The sequence below is a fragment of the Yoonia sp. I 8.24 genome (genome assembly GCF_022096995.1).
Taxonomy (GTDB): Bacteria; Pseudomonadota; Alphaproteobacteria; order Rhodobacterales; family Rhodobacteraceae; genus Yoonia.
The window spans coordinates 340,368-360,299 of sequence record NZ_JACXGQ010000002.1; the positions used below are offsets into that span (position 1 = coordinate 340,368).

23 protein-coding genes are annotated in these 19,932 nt (G+C 56.5%); 8 read left to right on the forward strand and 15 right to left on the reverse strand.

Annotated elements, in window-relative coordinates; translation table 11 throughout:
- Positions 1-13 precede the first annotated feature (13 nt).
- The 7 genes from Yoon_RS04645 to Yoon_RS04675 are packed head-to-tail and all read left to right on the forward strand — an operon-like array spanning position 14 to position 6,417.
- Entirely contained in the window at positions 14-1,189 is a 1,176-nt protein-coding gene (locus Yoon_RS04645) for a lipopolysaccharide biosynthesis protein (RefSeq protein WP_238110574.1), read from the forward strand.
- Positions 1,111-2,544 carry an O-antigen polymerase gene (locus tag Yoon_RS04650; protein WP_238110575.1) on the forward strand — a complete coding sequence of 478 codons (1,434 nt, stop codon included), beginning with the start codon at positions 1,111-1,113 and terminating at the stop codon, positions 2,542-2,544. Before Yoon_RS04645 ends, Yoon_RS04650 begins: the two co-directional genes overlap by 79 nt.
- The gene (locus Yoon_RS04655; RefSeq protein ID WP_238110576.1) at positions 2,534-3,118 is read left to right on the forward strand and encodes an acyltransferase; all 585 of its coding nucleotides are present in this window, start codon (positions 2,534-2,536) and stop codon (positions 3,116-3,118) included. The genes Yoon_RS04650 and Yoon_RS04655 overlap by 11 nt, the downstream gene beginning before the upstream one ends.
- A complete protein-coding gene (locus Yoon_RS04660; RefSeq protein ID WP_238110577.1) occupies positions 3,115-4,236 on the forward strand; it encodes a glycosyltransferase in 1,122 nt (373 codons plus the stop codon). Before Yoon_RS04655 ends, Yoon_RS04660 begins: the two co-directional genes overlap by 4 nt.
- Positions 4,233-4,775, forward strand: coding sequence for an acetyltransferase (locus Yoon_RS04665; protein WP_238110579.1), 543 nt, complete (start codon positions 4,233-4,235; stop codon positions 4,773-4,775). The genes Yoon_RS04660 and Yoon_RS04665 overlap by 4 nt, the downstream gene beginning before the upstream one ends.
- Entirely contained in the window at positions 4,772-5,674 is a 903-nt protein-coding gene (locus Yoon_RS04670) for a glycosyltransferase family 2 protein (RefSeq protein ID WP_238110580.1), read from the forward strand. The genes Yoon_RS04665 and Yoon_RS04670 overlap by 4 nt, the downstream gene beginning before the upstream one ends.
- Positions 5,671-6,417, forward strand: coding sequence for a glycosyltransferase family 2 protein (locus Yoon_RS04675; RefSeq protein ID WP_238110581.1), 747 nt, complete (start codon positions 5,671-5,673; stop codon positions 6,415-6,417). The genes Yoon_RS04670 and Yoon_RS04675 overlap by 4 nt, the downstream gene beginning before the upstream one ends.
- Here Yoon_RS04675 and Yoon_RS04680 read toward each other — a convergent pair.
- The 12 genes from Yoon_RS04680 to Yoon_RS04735 form a co-directional block, all read right to left on the reverse strand.
- Positions 6,408-7,349, reverse strand: coding sequence for a phosphatidate cytidylyltransferase (locus Yoon_RS04680; protein ID WP_238110582.1), 942 nt, complete (start codon positions 7,347-7,349; stop codon positions 6,408-6,410). The genes Yoon_RS04675 and Yoon_RS04680 overlap by 10 nt on opposite strands.
- Entirely contained in the window at positions 7,346-7,987 is a 642-nt protein-coding gene (locus tag Yoon_RS04685) for a lysophospholipid acyltransferase family protein (RefSeq protein ID WP_238110583.1), read from the reverse strand. Before Yoon_RS04685 ends, Yoon_RS04680 begins: the two co-directional genes overlap by 4 nt.
- Before the next feature lie 81 nt (positions 7,988-8,068).
- Positions 8,069-8,347: a hypothetical protein gene (locus tag Yoon_RS04690; RefSeq protein WP_113777507.1), complete on the reverse strand. Its 279-nt coding sequence runs from the start codon at positions 8,345-8,347 to the stop codon at positions 8,069-8,071.
- Between the two features lie 38 nt (positions 8,348-8,385).
- The gene (locus Yoon_RS04695) at positions 8,386-9,066 is read right to left on the reverse strand and encodes a PspA/IM30 family protein (protein WP_238110584.1); all 681 of its coding nucleotides are present in this window, start codon (positions 9,064-9,066) and stop codon (positions 8,386-8,388) included.
- Between the two features lie 94 nt (positions 9,067-9,160).
- Positions 9,161-9,757, reverse strand: a complete 597-nt coding sequence (locus Yoon_RS04700; RefSeq protein WP_238110585.1) for a TetR/AcrR family transcriptional regulator — start codon at positions 9,755-9,757, stop codon at positions 9,161-9,163.
- 55 nt (positions 9,758-9,812) lie between these two features.
- Positions 9,813-11,030 (reverse strand): TCR/Tet family MFS transporter, encoded by a 1,218-nt coding sequence (locus tag Yoon_RS04705; protein ID WP_238110586.1) that lies wholly within the window; start codon positions 11,028-11,030, stop codon positions 9,813-9,815.
- A gap of 49 nt (positions 11,031-11,079) precedes the next feature.
- Entirely contained in the window at positions 11,080-11,775 is a 696-nt protein-coding gene (locus Yoon_RS04710) for an alpha/beta fold hydrolase (RefSeq protein WP_238110587.1), read from the reverse strand.
- Entirely contained in the window at positions 11,768-12,565 is a 798-nt protein-coding gene (gene pcaD, locus Yoon_RS04715) for a 3-oxoadipate enol-lactonase (protein ID WP_238110589.1), read from the reverse strand. Before pcaD ends, Yoon_RS04710 begins: the two co-directional genes overlap by 8 nt.
- The gene (locus Yoon_RS04720) at positions 12,558-13,757 is read right to left on the reverse strand and encodes an endonuclease/exonuclease/phosphatase family protein (RefSeq protein WP_238110592.1); all 1,200 of its coding nucleotides are present in this window, start codon (positions 13,755-13,757) and stop codon (positions 12,558-12,560) included. Before Yoon_RS04720 ends, pcaD begins: the two co-directional genes overlap by 8 nt.
- Positions 13,754-14,716, reverse strand: a complete 963-nt coding sequence (locus Yoon_RS04725) for a threonine/serine dehydratase (protein ID WP_238110594.1) — start codon at positions 14,714-14,716, stop codon at positions 13,754-13,756. The genes Yoon_RS04720 and Yoon_RS04725 overlap by 4 nt, the downstream gene beginning before the upstream one ends.
- A complete protein-coding gene (locus Yoon_RS04730; RefSeq protein ID WP_238110596.1) occupies positions 14,713-15,531 on the reverse strand; it encodes an alpha/beta fold hydrolase in 819 nt (272 codons plus the stop codon). The genes Yoon_RS04725 and Yoon_RS04730 overlap by 4 nt, the downstream gene beginning before the upstream one ends.
- A complete protein-coding gene (locus tag Yoon_RS04735; RefSeq protein ID WP_238110598.1) occupies positions 15,531-16,208 on the reverse strand; it encodes a haloacid dehalogenase type II in 678 nt (225 codons plus the stop codon). Before Yoon_RS04735 ends, Yoon_RS04730 begins: the two co-directional genes overlap by 1 nt.
- Positions 16,209-16,338: 130 nt before the next feature.
- On the opposite strand from Yoon_RS04735, the gene Yoon_RS04740 reads away from it, so the two are divergent.
- Complete coding sequence (locus tag Yoon_RS04740) at positions 16,339-16,773, forward strand: peptidylprolyl isomerase (protein WP_238110601.1); 435 nt, start codon at positions 16,339-16,341, stop codon at positions 16,771-16,773.
- Here Yoon_RS04740 and Yoon_RS04745 read toward each other — a convergent pair.
- From Yoon_RS04745 to fabB, 3 genes are all read right to left on the reverse strand, one after another.
- Entirely contained in the window at positions 16,770-17,702 is a 933-nt protein-coding gene (locus tag Yoon_RS04745) for a ThiF family adenylyltransferase (RefSeq protein ID WP_238110604.1), read from the reverse strand. The genes Yoon_RS04740 and Yoon_RS04745 overlap by 4 nt on opposite strands.
- A 92-nt stretch (positions 17,703-17,794) precedes the next feature.
- Positions 17,795-18,604, reverse strand: a complete 810-nt coding sequence (locus Yoon_RS04750; RefSeq protein WP_238110605.1) for an enoyl-ACP reductase — start codon at positions 18,602-18,604, stop codon at positions 17,795-17,797.
- A gap of 3 nt (positions 18,605-18,607) precedes the next feature.
- On the reverse strand, positions 18,608-19,837 hold the full coding sequence (gene fabB / locus Yoon_RS04755) for a beta-ketoacyl-ACP synthase I (protein WP_238110606.1): 1,230 nt from the start codon (positions 19,835-19,837) through the stop codon (positions 18,608-18,610).
- Positions 19,838-19,932 lie beyond the last annotated feature (95 nt).

Here is a 19,932-nt window from a genome sequence, read left to right on the forward strand (position 1 = left end):
GTTTGGAACAAAGTTGAGCACTCTGATCAGTGCAAAGGCCACATTACCAATGGCCGCGCGTGCCGCGATTGTTGCTGTCAATTTCGGAGTTATGATTTGGTTGGCCTACTGGCTTGGGTTCGATGCATTTGGGTCACTTGCGGTCGTTTGGGGGATCGCTCTTGTTGCGGCGCCGGTCGTGTCATTGGGCGGCCCGCTTCTTTTGTTGCGCGCCTTAACGGATGGTGGCGGGGTGTCGCCCGCAGGTCTGCTGTTGCATATGGTCACGTTGCCCGCGGCAGTGGCCGTGATCGGCGTTCTGATTTGCCCGCTGTTTTTACCTTTGCTACCTTGGGTTTCCATTTTTGGGGCGGCGTTTGCCATCAACCTGTTGACCTGTCTGGCAAGCCTGATGCGCGCCTTGGGCAGCGTCAACATGTCGATGGTACTCCGGGATTGCGGCCCGCAAGTTGGTCTTGGCTTGGCCGCATTGATGACAGATCAGTACTTGTCGTTTGCGGTGGTTTGGTTGGGGGGCTTTGCGATTGTTGCCATAATCTGGGCTTGGCAACGCCCGCACCGGGGTGAAATTATCGATGCATCCTATCCCATACCGGGCGTATCGCCGTCGCTTTGGGGGACATCGGTCTTGGGGGTTGGGCTGTCGCAGGTGGATATTATTGTCGGCGGGGCGATACTTTCGCCAGCACAAATTGGGACCTATGTGGTGTTGCGTCGAGTGGCCAACCTTGTGGCGCTTCCTGTCAGTGTGGCGACTTGGGTCAGCGCAAATGCGGTGTCAAAAAGCTATGCGGCGCGCGATCCCGCCGGGCTGCGTGCGGCCAGTAAATTGGGCAACCGGATTGCGCTTTTTCCTGGGTTTGCTTTGTTTCTCTTGGGGGTCATGGTGCTACCTTTCTTGCCGACAAGGGCACCTGCGGTCTTTGCTGCCCTTCTTGGCGGCGCGGTTTTGCAGGTTGTGTTTGCGTCAGGTTTCACCGTCGCGACGCTGTGCGGCATGGCGCACCTATCTGCCATTTCGCGCGCGGTGAGCCTGCTTGCCTATCTTGGTCTGGCGGCATTTGTCGCGGGACCGTTTGAAAATGCTTTGGCCTATGTCGGGGCGATTACATGCGGCAGCGCGCTATTGTGGTGGATGATCTGGCAGCGGGTCGGGGTCGATACTTCCGCATTCGCATTGGGACGCTGATGGAAGCGGCCTTGATCATTGCGCTCGCGCTGATCTGCACCCTGCTGCCATTGGTCATCGGGCAGCGGATGGGTTGTGCCCCCTATGTGTCGCCGATGCATTTGCTGGGGTATTTTTGCGGGCTTGGTTTCTTGTTCAAGGCAGCAGCCTATGGGGTCGCCCCCGATTTGGCGTTCTTTCAGCAATTTACGCCCTCGCCCTCAGCGCAGTTGCGCGGTGCGCTCTACCTGGGCCTGTTTGTCATACTGATTTGCGTCGGATACATCGCCTTTGCCCGTCCGGTAAGCCATGCGCAATCTCAAGAGGCAGCGCGTTTAATAGCATCACAAATCTGCCGCCGCGACTGGCTTTTTGCCGGGGCATTTACATTTGCGGCAATGACATTTGCGCTTGTCTTGCGCGCGCGCGGAGTCGGATTGTTTGATCCCGCATTGCTTGCCGGGTTAAACGCGACAAAGCAGATCAATGTGAATGACGCAGGCGTGGGGGCCACGCTGGCGGGGATTAAGACGTTCTTTATCATCCCCAAATTTGCCTTTGTGCTGCTGCTCTCCAATGGGATCGTGCTGCGCGCGCGCCGGGTGATGGTGCAGGCCGCCATTGTGGGTGTTTTGCTTATTGGCATTGCTGTGATTTCTGGCGACAGATTTGAGCTGATAGAGCTGCTTGTCTACGCGTTTGCGACCCATGCGTTATTGGGCGGGCGGATCGCCGCGCGGACGGTTTTCTTAACCATTTTGGGCCTATCTACGGTGATGGTGGTATCGGTCTATATGACCCATTTGCGGTTTCACGGGGCGCAGGTGTCATTGTTTCAACAGATTGTTGGATCGACCTATTTTCTGGATTTGAACGTTGCAGTGATGGTCACGGACCGCACTGAATTCGAACAACTCCTCCATGGAGAAAGTTATACGTGGTGGCTGTTCGGCTGGGTGCCGCGCGCGATTTGGCTGGACAAGCCGGCCATTGATTTGGGCGTCTATTTCAAGCGCGAAATTATGCAAACTTACACCGGCGGCGCGTTTAACGTGACCGGCCCCGGTGAGGCGTTTATCAACTTTGGTTGGTTCGGGTTGGGTGTCGCGCCTGTGTTGGGCGCAATTTACCGCAAGGGCGAAGAAATCTTGCTAAACCCCGCGCAGGTGTTGCGCCACGGAACATACTTGCTGTATCCGATGCTATTTTATCCCTTTGTGCAGGCCACGCTGCAGTCGTCGTTTAGCGCATTTATTGTCGGGGCGGCGGCGCAATCTGTCTTGTTGGTCTTGATGGTTGCGCTGTTTGTGCCCCGATTTAGGCCCCGATTTAGGCCCTGCCTTATGCCCAAATCTGGGGTGTCTTATGCGGCTTAACCCATTGATTGCAGCTTACTGGCTTGGCCGCGCAGCGGGGGCAGTTTATCGCCGCTTCGGGATCATTTGTGCAACACAGATACACGTCGCGACGTTGAAATCTGTTGGCAAAGGGTCGCGGTTTCAGTCCGGTGTTCGTTTCGCTGACCCGCGCGGCGTGCGGGTCGGCAAGAACTGCTATTTTTGGAAAGGCTGCAACGCTTCTTCTGAACTGCCAGGCACAAGTCTGCATATCGGCGATCACGTGCAGGTAAACCGCAACGTGCATTTGGACATCACCGGCGGGTTGCGCATTGGCGATGGATCTATGATTTCCGAAGATGCGGTGATCTATACACATGACCATGGGCTTGACCCGCACGCTCCCCCACAGCCGCGCGCCAAGGAAATTGGTGCCGATGTTTGGATTGGGATGCGGGCGGTGATCTTGCCGCAATGTACCCAGATTGGGCGTGGCGCGGTGATCGGTGCCGGCGCGGTGGTGGCCACAAATGTTGCTGCAAATACCGTGGTCGCAGGTAATCCGGCCCGTGTGATCGGGCAGCGGCTTCCAATGGCGCAGGCAGCAGAATGAAGATTTTGCATATCAGCCCCTCCTTTTACCCCGCGACCTATTGGGGTGGCCCCATTTGGTCAACAAAGGCGATCTGTGATGGGGTTGCACAGCAGCCGGGGGTTGCGTTGCAGGTGCTGACAACTGATGCGGCTGGGCCCGACCGGCAAACGCGTGTGACGCCCGAACCGCTGCCATATCCGGTCAGATATACGCGCCGGATTGCGGGTCATGCGATTGCGCCGGGGCTGTTGGCACGCTTGCCGCAGGCGGTCGCTTGGGCTGACGTCGTGCATCTGACCGGAACCTATAGTTTCCCGACATTGCCTGCCTTGGCCTGCGCCCGCGCGCTAGGCAAACCGTTGATTTGGTCGCCGCGTGGCGCGTTGCAAGCCACCGCTGATTGGTCCGACGCGCCCCGCCGCCACACAAAACAGCTGTTTGAATATCTGGCTCAATTTTTGCGCGGTGCAGACGTGACGCTACATGTGACCAGCGATGCAGAGGCGCGTCAAAGCACACAGCGCATGGGGGAGATACGTACCGTGATGATCCCCAATAGCGTCGCGATCCCACCAGCCGCGCCGCGGTCGACCCGCAGGTCAAGCAGGCTCTTGTTTTTGGGGCGATTGCATCCCAAAAAAGGCTTGGACCTGCTGTGCGCGGCGATGGCAGGGCTTCCCGCGCACGTTCATTTGGATGTTTATGGCACGGGGGATGCCGCCTATATCGCGCAGCTCAAGCAGGAATGTGGCCCACGCATCCACTTTCACGGGCATGCGGATGGCGTTGCAAAAGAGCGAGCGTTTGCCGATGCTGATCTATTTGTGTTGCCCAGCCATTCCGAAAACTTTGGCATCGCCATCGCCGAAGCGCTGGCCCACGGCGTGCCCGTTTTGACCACAACCCAAACACCGTGGCAGCGGCTTGATAGCATCGGGTGTGGGGCCTGCATTGATTTGAAGGCCTCTGATTTAGCGCAAGAAATCAACGGATTATTGGGGCGTGATCTTGGGGCGATGGGGGTACGCGGGCGCGCGTGGATGCAGCAAGAGTTTTCATCCACAGCCATGATCGCGCGTTTTGTGGAATTTTATCAACAGGCCGCCGTCCGGCGTACCACGGCGGTGCCTGTATGATGACCCATGTTGATGTCAGTGAAAATCGCAACGCGCAAAAATACGGATTTACCATCCAGCTGCGCCGCGTGATGTGGGCGCTTGTATCGCCGATATTCTGGTGGAGTCCCCGGCCACTTTGGGGATGGCGGGTTTTTCTTTTGCGGGCCTTTGGGGCGCAGATCGGGCGCGGCGTGCATATTTACCCAAGCGTGCGGATCACCATGCCGTGGCGTCTGCGTATCGATGATCAGGCGGCCGTTGGTGCGCACGCCATTCTTTATGCCTTAGGTGAAATTCATATCGGTGCGCGCGCGACGGTCTCGCAATATGCGCATCTATGTGCGGGAAGCCATGATTGGCGTCAGCCGCACCGCCCCTTGATCACCCCGGAAATTTGGATAGGTGATGACGCATGGGTGTGCGCTGACGCCTTTGTTGGGCCTGGCGTGCGTATTGGCGCGCGGGCCATTTTGGGCGCGCGGGCCGTGGCCATGAAAGATTTGCCAAAGGGCCATATGGGTGTCGGAAACCCCGTGCAAATCAGGTTAATGAAATGACCGCGCTCACCGTCATTATCTTAACCAAAGACGAAAGCCTGCATATCACGCGGGCTATTGCATCGGTTCAGGCGATTGCGACACAGATTATTGTGGTCGATAGCGGTTCATCAGACGACACGGTGATGCTGGCGCGCGATGCTGGGGCGACGGTGCTGCACCATCCTTGGATCAATTACGCGACGCAATTTAATTGGGCGTTACAACACATATCTGACGCGCCGGGGTGGGTACTCCGGCTGGATGCAGATGAGGTCGTCAGCCCTGAGTTGGCGGCCCAAATCAGCGCGGGTCTGCCCGAGGTGAACGGCATTTATGTGCGCCGCAGCATGTGTTTCATGGGGCAACCCGTGCGCTGGGGCGGTGTTTTTCCTATTCAGGTGTTGCGCCTGTTTCGCACGGGGGCTGGGCATTGCGAAAATCGGTGGATGGATGAACATATCGTTGTCACTGGGCCAAAGGCCGCGCTGTCGGGGATGATCATCGACGACAATCACAAAAGCCTTGATTGGTGGGTCGCCAAACACAATGCTTATGCCAGCCGCGAGGTCGTAGACATCTTGAATCGCACGCACCGCTTTATGCCGCAAGAAAACATCGGTGGATTGCGTGGGCGGCAGCAGGCGGCAGTGAAACGCTGGATCAAAGACCAGATTTACGCGCGCCTGCCCGGCGGGTTGCGTGCAGGTCTGTATTTCTTTTACCGATATATCTTGCGGCTTGGTTTTTTGGATGGACGACAGGCGCGGGCATTTCACGTGCTGCAAGGATTTTGGTACCGCTATTTGGTCGACGCAAAACTTGCCGAGATCCGCCGCCATATGGCGATCTCAGGAGATGACCCAAAAGCAGCAATTCTGGCGGTGCTTGGCATTGATCTGGGGGCAGGGGCGTCATGAAAATATCGGTGGTGACAGCCGTGATGAATGGCGCGCAGACCTTGCCTAGAATGCTCGACAGCTTAGCGGGTCAGACCCACGCTGACATCGAACATCTGGTCCAAGATGGTGGATCGACCGATGACACTTTGGCGATTTTGCAGACACATCGCCGGATCACGCCCAAGGTCGTTTCGGCCCCTGACGGGGGCATCTACGAAGCAATCAACGCGGGCATCGCGCGCGCCACGGGAGAGGTAATTGGATTGCTGCATGCGGATGATCAGCTCGCGGGGCCGAATGTGTTGCCCGCTGTGGCTCAGGCGCTAGCGGATCCTGCGGTTGATGGCGTTTACGGCGATTTGCAATATGTGGCGGCAGATGGATCTGGCCAGGTGGTGCGACATTGGAAAGCGGGCAGATACCATAAGGACCGTCTGAAATGGGGGTGGATGCCGCCGCATCCGACGCTGTATCTGCGCCGCCAAGTGTTCGAAAAAATGGGACCATATGACGCCGAATTTCGTATCGCGGGCGATTACGAGGCGATGCTGCGCTATCTGTCGGCAGATTTACGGCTGGCCTATCTGCCGCAAGTGATGGTGCAGATGCAGGTCGGCGGGGTCAGCAATGGGTCGCTCAAACAGCTCATTCGCAAAAGCCGTGAAGATTACCGTGCGATCCGTCGGCACCGTATCGGCGGGCCGGGCACGTTGGTTGCGAAAAACCTATCGAAACTGCCGCAGTTTTTGCGTCACCCATAGAAATATGCGGTTAGATGATAAAAGATCGGAGCGGCAAAGATCACGCTGTCCAATTGATCAACAAACCCGCCTTGGCCGGGGATCAGATGCGACCAATCCTTGACGCCGCGATCGCGTTTGATGGCGGCAAAGACAAGACTGCCTAACATGCCGACAAGTGATGCAGCCCCCGCCATGCCCGCAGCACCCAAAATGCCAAAGGGTGTAATCCAATGCAGCAATGCCCCGATACACATCGCGGATATGACACCACAAAACATGCCTTCGCGGGTTTTAGGCGACAGTCCGGGGGCGATTTTGTGACGCCCGATCCGCCGCCCAAAGAAATATTCGAGCAAATCACCGAACTGCACGACCATGACCAAAAAGGCGATCATCAGGACGGAACGGTCGCTGCTTTGGCCTAGGTCTAGATTGATCAATGCGGGTACGTGGCTGACACAAAAAACCGCAATCATCAGCGCCCATTGTGTCTCGGCCACTCTTACCAAGAACCGATCTGCATTGCCGCGTAATGCCGACATGATTGGCAAAAGTAAAAACGCGTAAACCGGAATAAAAACCGTATACATCCCGGTCCAGCCCATGCCGACAAAGACATATTGCAACGGCAGCACCACGAAAAATGCGAGCGCGAGCGATTTGTGGTCAGCCTGTGCTTTAGCCGTCAGCGTCAAAAACTCGCGCAACGCCGCGAATGAGCAAAAGGCGAACAAGATCATCACGCCGACTTTCCCCAAAAGCAGCGCGCCACCGACAAATGCGACCATGCCCCACCAGCTTTGAATGCGGGTCATAAATGTCTCAAGCACCGGGTTCGTGGTGCCGGGAGTTTGGCGGGCGCGCAAGACTTCACCGATAAATGTTAGCCCAATCAGAATGCCAAAACTGCCAAAGGCGAGCAGTAAAATATCAACGGTTGTGGGGCTCATGGGGTCACCTCTGGTGCGAGTGCAACCAAGGCAGAGGATGCGCGCGCAAGGAATGCGTCCTTGTCTTCGCCGGCTTTGACATGGATAGGCGCACCAAATGTGACGGTGCAAATCAGCGGCAGTGGGATCACCTCGCCTTTGGGCATGATCGTATTGAGATTGGCGACCCACGTGGGCACCAAATCAATATCAGGGCGGGCCAGTCCCATATTGTAAAGCCCTGCCTTGAACGGCAAAAGCGGGTCTTCGGTCATGTTGCGATTGCCTTCGGGAAAGATGATCAACGACGCCCCTTCGTCCAAGGCGGCAATGATCTTATCCATCGGCTTATCTTTGACCTCTGGGCGGCGATCGACGAGCACGCAGTTGAACACTTCAGGGCCGACAAAGGCACGCAGCTTGTTTTTCAGCCAATAGTCCGCCGCGGCAACGGGGCGGACTTCACGGCGGAGGGCTGGCGGCAATGAGGCCCAAATCATCGGCATGTCGCCGTTGCTTGTGTGATTGGCGAAATAGACGCGTTGGCGCGGCAGGGGTTCGATCCCTTGCCAGTCAGCACGCACAGCCGTGATTGCGCGCGCGAAAATTCGGATGGCATGGCCCACGATCCGGGCCGCGAAACGGCGTAAAAATATCATAAGGCCAACCTTGGTATATATCGTTTGTGTTGAAAAGCGAATTTCCCTGCCCATGCAATTGCGCGGGCAGGGAGGAGACATTTAGGATGTTTCACCGACGTAGTCTGACAGCAATTTTTCGTTTTTCGCGTCCTCGATCCGCTGGATACGGTCTTCGGACATTTTGTCGTCAAAACGGTATTTCACAAAGTTCACCAGCGCCAGTGTCAGCATCATCACCGACATCGCCCAAAAGCCTTTGGTGGACAGTGGAACATCAGGTGAAAGCCAAAGCGAGATTCCCAGCATCCCATAAGCGACCGCAACACCTGCGCCGTTTACAAACATAATCAATGTGTTGTCTGATTTATTATGTGCCATTTTATCTAATCCTTATTGAGTTACGTGAATTGGTTTTGTTATTTCTTTGATGACTTGAGCCGCGCCAAGACATCATCTGCGGTTGATCGTGTGGCCCCGCCAAACCCGGCGTCAGCCATACGGTCGGTGATCGTGCCACCTTCAAGTTCGTGATTGATATCGGCCAGAATTTCTGTGCGCTCAAACGGGTCGTCACGGCCCAAAACGCGCTGGATAAGCTCTTCGGCCTCTTCGACGCTGCCGTGAGTTGCACCGGTTTTGACCATCTGCATTTGGATCGATTGTTCGCGACGGACAGCACGGGCTTGGATCGCACCTTGTTTGAGATCGATAATCCGGCGGTGTCCGGTTTCAATGGATGACCGCAAACGCAGCACCTTTTGGTCCAGACGGTTCAATGTCTCGGCCCTCACCGTCAATTCGTTTTCCATCGTCGCGATGGCACGGGCGGCTTCTGCGGCCATATCTTCACGGTCGCTTTCCAAGGCTTCTTGGGCCCGTGTGGTCAGATCGCTGATCCGGGCGCGCAGGGCGTTATGCTGTTTTTCCTCTGCCCGCTGACGCTGGATCAGGCTGGCCAAAGTTGATTTTGCAGCGCGCAGGCTGCCTTCGGATTCACGGATTTTTTGATCAATGAGTTCAATTGCGAATGCGTCACGTACACGGTCTTCGGCGCGCGCATTCTGTCCGTTTATCAAGGTCGCGAGTGTCTTAAACATTGCTATCATCCTTATTATTGAACGTTGTTCATGTAGAAGTGATAGCGAGCCCTGCGTTTGGGGTCAAGAAAAACATTGAACATAGTTCAAAAAATTATGCGGAGGCCGCGAATTGCCTTAAAACAAGGGCGATCATTCGGTCGATATCGTCGGATGGTACGCCCGCGCTGGCCCCATCTAGCGCCAAAAGCACGATTCCGTGCACGGAAGAAAACAGCGCACGTGTCAAAAGTACCAATTCTTGCGGATCGCGCGCCGGGAAAATCACAGCAAGCGGATCAGAGATATAGGTGAATAGCTGCCCCATCTCGAGCAGATACCAATCGGGGGCGGGGGTGTCGGGCGCGCGTTCTACATCGAATAGCGCGCGCCAGCTGTGCAGATGTGCGGCTGCAAAATGGTGATAGGCTTGTGCCATGACAACCAGTTGATCCACCGGATCTTGTGGTGCATCGGCTAGGGCAGCAGCCACATCAGCCCCTAAATGGTGAAATGTGCGCGCGTTGACGGCTAGCACCAGATCATTCAGATCGCCAAAGACGTTATAGATTGCCCCCAAGGCGCACCCTGCCTCGGCCGCAAGATCGCGCGCGCGCAGCGCTGATAGCCCGTCTGCCGCGATCCGTCGCTGCGCAATGTTAATAAGATCTTCGCGCAATGCCGCGCGGCGCAAAGCAACTTTTCCAGCCATAGTACCCTCATCTGAACGTAGTTCACCGTAGCAAGGGGGAAACGCGATGAAAAGCCTAATACGTGCGTATTCGCGTCGGTCGTGGTGTTTGTACAAACAAAAGAACGCAGCCAACGGTTAAGAATGCTGACACCAAGAACGGCGCGCCGGGCATATAGACGGGTGCTGTGTCGCTGGTGAAGTAGTAGAAGGTCTGCGTCACCAACAGCGGCGCAATAATCGTGGCCACTGCTGCAATGGAGGCGACCAGACCTTGCAGCTCGCCTTGTTGGTCGTCCGATGCCGTGCGCGACATGATCCCTTGCAGGGCGGGTCCCGCGATGGATCCAAGCGCAGTAAGCGGGATCAATGCAAGCGCCAGCCAGCCGCTAGTTATGAACCCGAGCACGCCAAAGGCTAAGATGTCGATTGATAGCCCTAGGATCACGGCTTTGCGTTCGCCAATCCGGTCCAGAATGGGTCTCATCAGTAGGCCTTGCACCACGGCGATCCCAATTCCAAAGATCCCAAGCGACAGCCCAATCATTCCCGGTCCCCAGTCAAATCGCGCGACCCCAAAATAGGCCCAGACCCCGGGGTAGACAAAAAAGGCGATGGTATAGACAAATTGGATCAGCATCAGCCGTTTCAGGCCGGGCAGGGAGCCGATGCTCTTGAATGCACCCAAGGGGTTAGCGCGCCGCCATTCGAATTTGCGTCGAATCTTGTCGGTGACCGTTTCAGGCAGCACAAAATAGCCAAAGATCGCATTTGTCCCTGCCAATATGGCCGCTGCCCAAAATGGTGCGCGCGTCCCAAATTCGGCCAATACGCCGCCCAGCATCGGGCCAAAGACAAACCCGATCCCAAACGCCGCGCCGATCCGGCCAAAGTTGACGGCCTTTTGTTCCGGCGTCGAAATATCAGCGACATAGGCGGATGCGGTCGATTGCGTGGCCGCAGTGATCCCGCCGATCAAGCGCCCAATCACCAGCAGCCAAATTGTCCCCGCAACAGCCATCAACACATAGTCGAACGCCATGAATACGAGGGACCACAGTAACACAGGCCGCCGCCCGCAACGGTCAGATAGGCTGCCGATGGTCGGGCCAAATAGAAACTGCATCGCGGCAAATATTGTTGTGAGCACACCGCCCCAAACGGCGGCCATCGCCAGATCGCGCCCTTCGACCTCTTGGATCAATTCGGGCATCACGGGCATGATCAACCCTATCCCCATGGCGTCGATCACGACGGTGATCAGGATAAAGGTGAGTGGAAGATTGCTTTTCATGAGGGCACAATTGGACGCCCTGCGTCCCATTGCAAGGGGTGATTTTAATCTACAAGGCGTTGATCAGCGCAGTAGCCAAAGCGGCGGGGGCTGATAGAAATGGCGAATGCGATGTCGGCAATTGCGTGACCATTTCGGCAGCCCAACCGGCGGTCATTTTCGTCTGAAATGCAGGCGGGATCGTCTTGTCATTAGTACAGCGGATATAGTGGCGTGGCACATTGGGGATCTGCGTGATCGCAGTCTCTTGCGGTAAAATAGGTTGCGGCCCAAGCTGCCCTACGGCCCAAGCCGCGCGCGCTGGGTCAACATCATGATAGAACTTTTCGGTGGCCTTGGTCGGGTCAATGGAGAACGTCACCCGGTCAGCTGCGACAATGATCGCGTCGTGCAATGGCTGGGTGTCCGCCATCTGCCGCATCTGGGCCGTAGACTGTCCGATCATCGGCGCATAGGCACAAAGATAGATCAGCTTGCTGATCTTTTCAGGGGCCAAATTCGCTGCTTGGGTAATGGGGTAGCCGGCCATCGAATGCCCAACCAACACGACAGGTGTGTCGATTGCGGCAACAATTGCGCTGGCGTAAAGGTCAAGCGTAACGTCTGCGGGATCAGTGGTATCATCGCCGTGCGACGGCAAATCAATCGCGCGGGCGCTGTGTCCGGCGGCCTGCAAGTGTGGGATAAGATCGTCCCAGCACCAGGCCCCATGACAGGATCCGTGGATCAATAAAAACTCAGCCATGCCCGATATCTTGAATGAACGTGTTGAGCAGGGACGCATAGCCAACCGGGTTTTCGGCGCAAGGCAGGTGTCCGACACGGCGCATCAGTTCAAATTTTGAGCCCGGAATCAGGTCGATGGTTTCGCGGACCAAATCAGGCGGCGTTGCCCCATCTTCTGATCCGGCGATGCCAAGCGTTGGGATGCGCAGCCCGCTTGTTGGCGTATAGAAATCAGTGCCCGCAATCGCATGGCAAATCCCAACATACCCGTTGATCGGGGTGGCCACCAACATGTCGCGCCATGCGAGCATTGCGTTAGAGGCGTAGAATGTCGGTGAAAACCAGCGCTTCATGACCTCATCCGCCATGGCATCTAGCCCTTTCGACGATACAGTGTCGATCCGATCTTGCCACAGGTTCTTGTTGCCAATTTTCGCCGCCGTATTGGACAGCACAAGCGCACGGACCAGATCAGGGCGTTTGATCGCTAAACCCTGTGCCACCATCCCACCAACAGATAAGCCAACAAACAACACGTCACGCAGCGCGAAGGCATCGCAAACGGCTTCTGCATCACTGACCAATTGGCCCATCGTATAGGGCCCAGCAGGCACATCCGATTGCCCGTGGCCGCGCATGTCATAGCGGATCACCCGCAGACCCTTTGGCAACAGTGGGATAATCCCATCCCACAGCCGCAGGTCGGTACCCAGCGAATTGGCAAAGACGATTGCAGGCGCATCAGCGGGGCCATCAGCAAAGACGTTCAGCTTCACGCCGTCGCGATCAATTTGCGTCAGTTCATCCATCAGGAGCACCCAAAACCATATGCGCCATGATCTGCCCGTGATCAGAGGCGAGCTTGTTATACGGCGCCTCGGGGTGGGACCCGTCCGTTAGGTGATCGTTAAGCGCACTAAAATATTCCATTTCACCGAGCTTGCCATCGAATTCAGGGTGGAAGTGGCGCGACATCAAAATTTGGTCGATGCTTTCAAAGACACCCCCAAAGGCCGAGGTATAGACCATATCGCGCAATGATTTACGCACGAATAGTTTCTCTGCTGAAAACAAACGCACTCTGCTGATCTTTTCTTGGATCACTTCGTTTTGTTCGTCGGAATAGCGGTCACGGCTCGTTTGGGCGTCGTGGCGACGCATCCATGCATAGTTTTTAAACGGCGCCTCGCCAGTGATGATTTCGGATGAAACGGCGGTTTCGCTATCGTTGAAATCGCCTAAGACTATGACGGGATTGCCCGCCTCAAGTTCTTCGAGGATTGCTTTGCGCAAAACCCATGCTTCGGCCATGCGGCGCAGGGCGGCACGCAGCGATCCCATCGCACGGGCCGCAGGGTCATAGTTCACCAAATCCGCTGCAGGCGGAAAGGCGGCACCTTCGGGCCGGGGCAGTTCGCCGAGCTTTGATTTCAAATGGCAGTTGAACACGGTCACGACTGTATCGCCAATCGGAATGCGCACCTTAAGGATTGGACGCGACAGGCGCTTGACCTGATAGCTGCCCCCATCGGTGCCATCAATGTCGCTGAAGGGAATATCAAGCGGCTCTGGCAGGTCTTGGATAACTTCGGGGGTGCCAACAAAGCCAAACCGCGACAGGATCGCAACGCCCGGCCGGCGCGCGCCGGGGCCGCCGTCAAAGCTGTTGGGGGCAAATGCCAGCGCGGATTCCGTGTAGGGTTCATAGGCAAGTTTGCGGAAAATGGCCTTTCGTGCATAGCGTTTTGACCGATCGGGGATATTGGCCGCGTTGGCTGCCATGCCTAACTCATCAGTTTCAATCACGACATCGCGTAGGGATTCTTCGCTGAAGATTTCCTGAAACCCGACGATATCCGCGTTCATGGTCAGTAATTGATCCGCAAGCCACGCGCGTTTCCACGCGTATTCCTCGGGGGTGTATTGTTCGAATTTATAGTATTCTTGATCCGCTTCGATCAGGTTTTTGACGTTAAAGCTGGCGATGGTGAATCGGGTCATGACAGCGTCTCCAAGGCACGTGCAAATATAGCCGGATCAACGTTTCCACCGGTCGCAATGGCGACAACCGCGTCACCAGTAAATGCGTCAGGGTGATAAAGTGCGGCGGCCAAAGCGGCCACACCGCCGGGTTCGATCACGATTTTTAATCGGGCAAATGCGAGGCCCATCGCGCGCAAGCATTCGTCGTCGGTCACTGCAAGGCCGGGGCCGCAGTATTCTTGCATAATTGGAAAGGTCAAATTGCCCGGTTGCGGTGTTACAATCGCATCACAAAGCGAGCCGTCCAATTGTGCGTTCCGTTCTATCTTACCGCTGATAAGCGAACGGGTTGCGTCATCAAAACCTACCGGTTCCACAGGGCGTACCCGCATGTTTGGCGCGTCTGCGGCCAATGCCATTGCGACCCCTGATGTCAACCCGCCACCGCCGCAGCACACAGCGACTTCCGCCGATAAATTGCCCAGCTCTTGTGCAATCTCAAGCCCGCAGGTGCCTTGGCCTGCGATCACAAGCGGCTCATCGAAGGGTTTGATCAACGTCAATCCGCGCTCAGCCGCAAGCCGGTCGCCAATTTCATCGCGATCTTCGGTTGAACGGTCATATAGCACGACCTCTGCACCAAGCGCCCGTGTATTGGCGATTTTGATTGCAGGGGCATTTGACGGCATGATGATGACCGCTGGCGCGCCATGCTTTTGTGCCGCCAGCGCAATGCCTTGCGCGTGGTTGCCGCTTGAAAATGCGATCACCCCTGCTTTGATCTGGTCAGGGGGCAGCATGGAAACGGCCGACCAAGCGCCGCGAAATTTGAAGGATCCTGTGTGTTGCAGGCATTCCGCCTTTACGAACACACGTCGTCCCGCGATGTCGTCTAAGAACGGTGAGGATAGGATTGGCGTGCGTCGCGCATGGCCGTCGATACGTTGGGCCGCAGCGCGGATCATGTCTATATTCATGTCATTTTCTCCAGCCATGCATGCAAGGCAGTCAGCGATTGTGGTTCGTCTAAAAAGGGAACATGCCCGCGTCCGGGGATGTCCGCGCGGATCATATCAGGGCGACGACGGGACATTTCATCAGCGGTTTCAGCCGACAAAAGATCGGAGTTCACGCCGCGGATCAACGCCAATGGCAACCCGTCAAACGCATCAAAAAGCGGCCAAAGATCCGGCATTGGCTGTGCGCCGCTGGCGATAACCGCATCCCGCAGTTTCGGATCGTAGCGTATGATCAATCCTTCGGGGGTTTCTTCGTAATGCGCTTTCACCTCTGCCATCCAGCGGTCCATGGGCACGTTTTCAAAGGTGGTCCATAGGTGCGCGCGCGCAGCAGCGGCTTGGGCATAGGTCTTTTGTGCGGGGTTGCGCCCGATGTAATCCATGATGACCGACAGACCCCCGGGCTTCAGTTCGGGCCCAATGTCATTCAGCGCAACGCCCAGCAACCGATCTTTGGCAGTAATCGCAAGGGTCATCGCAATGAGCCCGCCGCGCGATGTGCCCAGTATGGCCGCTTTGTCGATGTTAAGGTGGTTCATCAGGGTCAAGACATCTGCGGCCTCGTGCGGGATTGTGTAGGTTGCGGGATCCGCCCAATCCGACTGCCCGCGCCCCCGGTAATCAGGCCGGATTAGCCGGGTCGGCCACGTCGGCGCGATATGATCAAAGTCAGCCCCATTGCGGGTAAGCCCCGCCAAAGCGATGACAGGCAATCCAGTGCCTTGATCTGTGTAATGCAACGTTAGCCCATCTTGAGACGTGAAATGTGGCATCAGACCAGCCCCGGAATGGCAGTGAGGTCAGACACGATATGGTGTGGTGCGGCATACAGCCGATCCACGGGCGCGCCTGCGCGATTAACCCATGCTGTCTGAAACCCATATCCCGCAGCCCCCGCCGCATCCCAACCGTTTGAGGACACGAAAAGAACGTCTTCCTTGGCACAGCCAAAACTGTTGCCAACCATGTCGTAAACGCGGGCGGAGGGTTTGAATATGCCCACGTCTTGGACAGAGAGAGTGGCATCCAGCAACGGGTCAATCTGTGCCGATTGCACCGCCGCGTTCAGCATTTCCGGGCTGCCGTTAGACAAGATCGCGGTTTTCATCCCTGCGGCGCGTAGGTCGGTCAAGACTTGCGGGGCCTCGGGGTAGGCTTGCAGTTCCCAATAAAGATCAAGCAGGCGTTTGCGGGTCGCTTCGTTAGTGATGCCACTTGCTTCAAGCGCCCAATCCAGCCCGTCTTGGGTCACTTGCCAAAAATCGCAGTGCTGGTCTGCCACCGCGCGCAGCCAGCTATATTCCAACTGCTTTGCGCGCCAATCACGGGCAATCGCGGGCCACACATCGGCAAGTTGCGCATGGGCGGGTTCGCGGGCGGCGGCTTGCGTGGCCGCATTGACGTCGAAAAGGGTCCCGTAGGCATCAAATACACAGGTTGTTATCGTCATCGGATTCTCCCGCTTTTGGACATCGTGTCATGGGCTTGGCGCAACGGAAAGAGCGAAAGCGATTTGCAACTTGGGGCACAGGCGCGTAGCTTGCCGTGAATTTTAGGAAATCTAGCCGAAAGAACAAGCGATGAGCCAAGCAAAATCAGGTGATACCGTCCGTATCCATTACACCGGGACCCTCAAAACCGGTGAAACATTCGACAGCTCGGACGGGCGCGACCCTTTGGAATTTGTGGTCGGTTCAGGCCAGATTATCCCCGGTCTTGATGTCGCAATTCCAGGGATGGCAGTGGGTGACAAAAAGACGGTTGAAGTGCCCTGCGCCCAAGCCTACGGCGAAACCAACCCGGACGCCCGCCAATCTGTGCCGCGCGGTGAAATCCCCGACAACATCCCGCTTGATCTGGGCACGCAGTTGCAAATGCAAACGCCCCAAGGTCAGGTGATGCAGGTCACCGTCGCCGAAGTGACTGAAACCGAAGTCACGCTGGATGCAAACCATGCCTTGGCTGGCAAAGACCTGATCTTTGCCATCGAAATGGTCGGGATCGACGCGGCTTAATCCGGGGCCTTTCCAAAAAACGCGGCGTGTTCGTCAGGGTTGGCGAATGCGCCGGTGAATTCATAGATCCCGCATTGCCCGCGCGTCGCATCCACCCAAAGATAACTGGGCATCGGCGGTAGCGCATCGCAATAGGGCGGTTGATCCAACCCCGCGAGCATGAGCGCTGCGCGTGAGCCCACCAAATAGTGCGTCAATGGCGGTGTCGTCGCGATCATTGGCGCGGTGCCGACCTCTTGCATCCATTCATAGATCACCCCAAGACTGGGGAACCGTGGCAAGAACGCGGCCTGTAGGCGCACCAGCTTATCCATCAGCTCTGGGGTCATTTCGGTGCCGGGTGCTATGCCGTAAAAATCTTCGAGGCTGAGCCCGTCTTGGGTGAACAGATAGAGGTTCGCGCCGTAGCCAACCATCTTGGACGACAAGCATCCCATACAGGTGGGGCTGGCACGAAAGGCTTGGTGCAGGGCATAACGTTCGGCAATCGTGTAGAAATCAATGCAGTCGATCAGCAGGTCGCAACCCGCGACGAAATCCGCCGCGTTTTCGACCGATAACCCGGCCGGGTACACATCAAGCGTCACATCTGGCGCGGTCTCATGGATCATGTTCGCAATTGTGCCGGCTTTGGAGGCGCCCACAGTGCCGGGTGCGGCCCCAAGCTGTCGGTTTATATTGCTGGTGTCAAAGGCGTCTGGATCGGCGATTTTTAGATGTCGCACGCCAAGCCGCGCCAAAAGCATTGCCACCGCACCGCCAACACCACCAAGTCCGGCGACGCCTACAGTTGCCCCCGCGATTTTTTCCTGCGAGGCCCGCATATGATCGCGATCAAGACCTAAGAAGACTTCGCTGCGTTTGACGCGTTCCCAGTAGGTTTGCGCGTCATAGTTTCCATCGATCCGAAAATGTGCGGTGCTGTCCATGCCAATGCCTTTTGCAAAAAATATCGTTCAATCTGCAAAAGTGTAGATCAGTAGGGGCGATAACGATAGCCGCTATCGCCCTGTGATTGTGTTTATTTATCCGTTACCGGCATCACGAGGTTTTCAGGCTGGGGCATGCCCAAGACGTGGAAACCGCCATCAACGCGAATAATTTCGCCCGATGTAAACGCGCCCGCGTCAGAGGCAAGATAAACGGCCGTGCCACCCACCGCTGCGAGGCTTGCATTTTCACGCGCGGGCGCGTTTTGCTCAGTATGTTTATAGGTACGTCGCGCACCTGCGATGGCTGCACCCGCAAGGGTTTTCATCGGGCCGGGGCTGATTGCGTTGACGCGAATGCCTTGCGGGCCCAGATCATTTGCTAGATAGCGCGTGGCGCTTTCCAATGCGGCTTTTGCGACGCCCATGACGTTGTAGAACGGGGTAACGCGGTTGGACCCTTGGTAGGTCAGGGTCAGCAATGTGCCGCCGTCGGGCATCAGCGCAGAGGCGCGTTTAGCGACATCTACGAAAGAATAGCACGAAATCGTGAGCGAGTTTTGGAAGTTCGCGCGGCTTGTGTCGGTGAACCTGCCCGCCAATTCGTTCTTGTCAGAATAGGCAATCGCATGGACAACGAAATCCAATTTGCCCCATTTTTGCGCGATCATGTCAAAAGCGGCGTCCATGCTGGCGTCATCAGTCACGTCCACATCGACCAACATATCGGATCCGACAGAGGCCGCCAGCGGTTCAAGCCGTTTGCCAAATGCTTCGCCTTGGTAACTGAACGCCAGTTCGGCCCCGGCTTCGGACATTGCTTTGGCAATACCCCAAGCGATTGATCTTTCGTTCGCGACACCCATGATGAGGCCGCGTTTTCCCTGCAAAGAAATTGTCATAGCTTAACCTTTGAATTTCGAAAGCAACATTGAGCCGTTGGTCCCGCCAAACCCAAAAGAGTTGGTCATGACAGTATCAAGCCCGGCGTTCTCGACCAGGTCGGTCGCGATTTCCGCGGGGGCGAGCGCCGGGTCAAGGGTTTCAACGTTGATAGATGGGGTGATGAAGTCGTCTTGGAGCATCAGCAGACAATAGACGGCTTCAGAGGCACCAGTGGCCCCTTGGCTGTGACCCGTCATGGATTTTGTGGAAGACACAGGTGGTGTGTTGCCTTCGCCAAAGACGCGGCGTACGGCTTCGATCTCGCCGACGTCGCCCACAGGCGTCGATGTGCCATGCGCGTTGATATAGCTGACTTTGCGGCCTTCTGGCAAAGTTTCCAGGGCCAGACGCATCGCGCGTTCGCCGCCTTCACCCGATGGGGCAACCATGTCGTGGCCATCGGATGTGGCCGCGTAACCTGTGACTTCGGCATAGATTTTCGCGCCGCGTGCTTGCGCGTGCTCAAGGCTTTCTAGCACCAGCATTGCGCCGCCACCGGCGATGACAAACCCATCGCGGTTGGCGTCAAAGGCACGGGATGCCTTTTCAGGGGTATCGTTGAATTTTGAAGACATCGCGCCCATCGCGTCAAACAGGCAGGACAGGGTCCAATCCAATTCTTCGCCGCCGCCCGCAAACATCACGTCTTGTTTGCCCATCATGATTTGTTCAGCTGCGTTACCGATGCAGTGCAGGCTGGTCGAACAGGCCGAGGTGATCGAATAGTTGATGCCTTTGATTTTATACTGGGTCGACAGGTTCGCTGAGATTGTCGAGGACATGCATTTAGGCACGGCAAAGGGCCCGATGCGTTTTGTGGCACCGGTGTCTTTGACGACATTGTGGGCTGCAAACATTGCAGATGTGGATGGGCCACCGGAGCCAGCAACCAGACCTGTACGCACGTTAGATACCGTGTCTTCATCAAGCCCAGCATCCGCGATGGCTTGGCCCATCGCGATATAGGCATAGGCCGCACCCGGCCCCATGAACCGCAGCGCGCGCTTATCCACATGCTCTTTTATGTCGATTTTGACGGTGCCTGCGATTTGGCTGCGGAACCCGTGCTCGGCCATCTCAGGCGATGCTTCGATCCCGGATTTGCCAGCCATAAGAGAGGCCTTCACCTCTTCGGCGTTATTCCCAATCGGGGATACAATCCCCAAACCTGTGACGACGACGCGACGCATAGGCGCACTCCCTTTAAGTTCTTACCGCTTTGTACGGCAGCAGTGGGGGCGGGGGCAAGCAGGTATGGTCGAGCGGGGTGGCGGTGAACGAAATC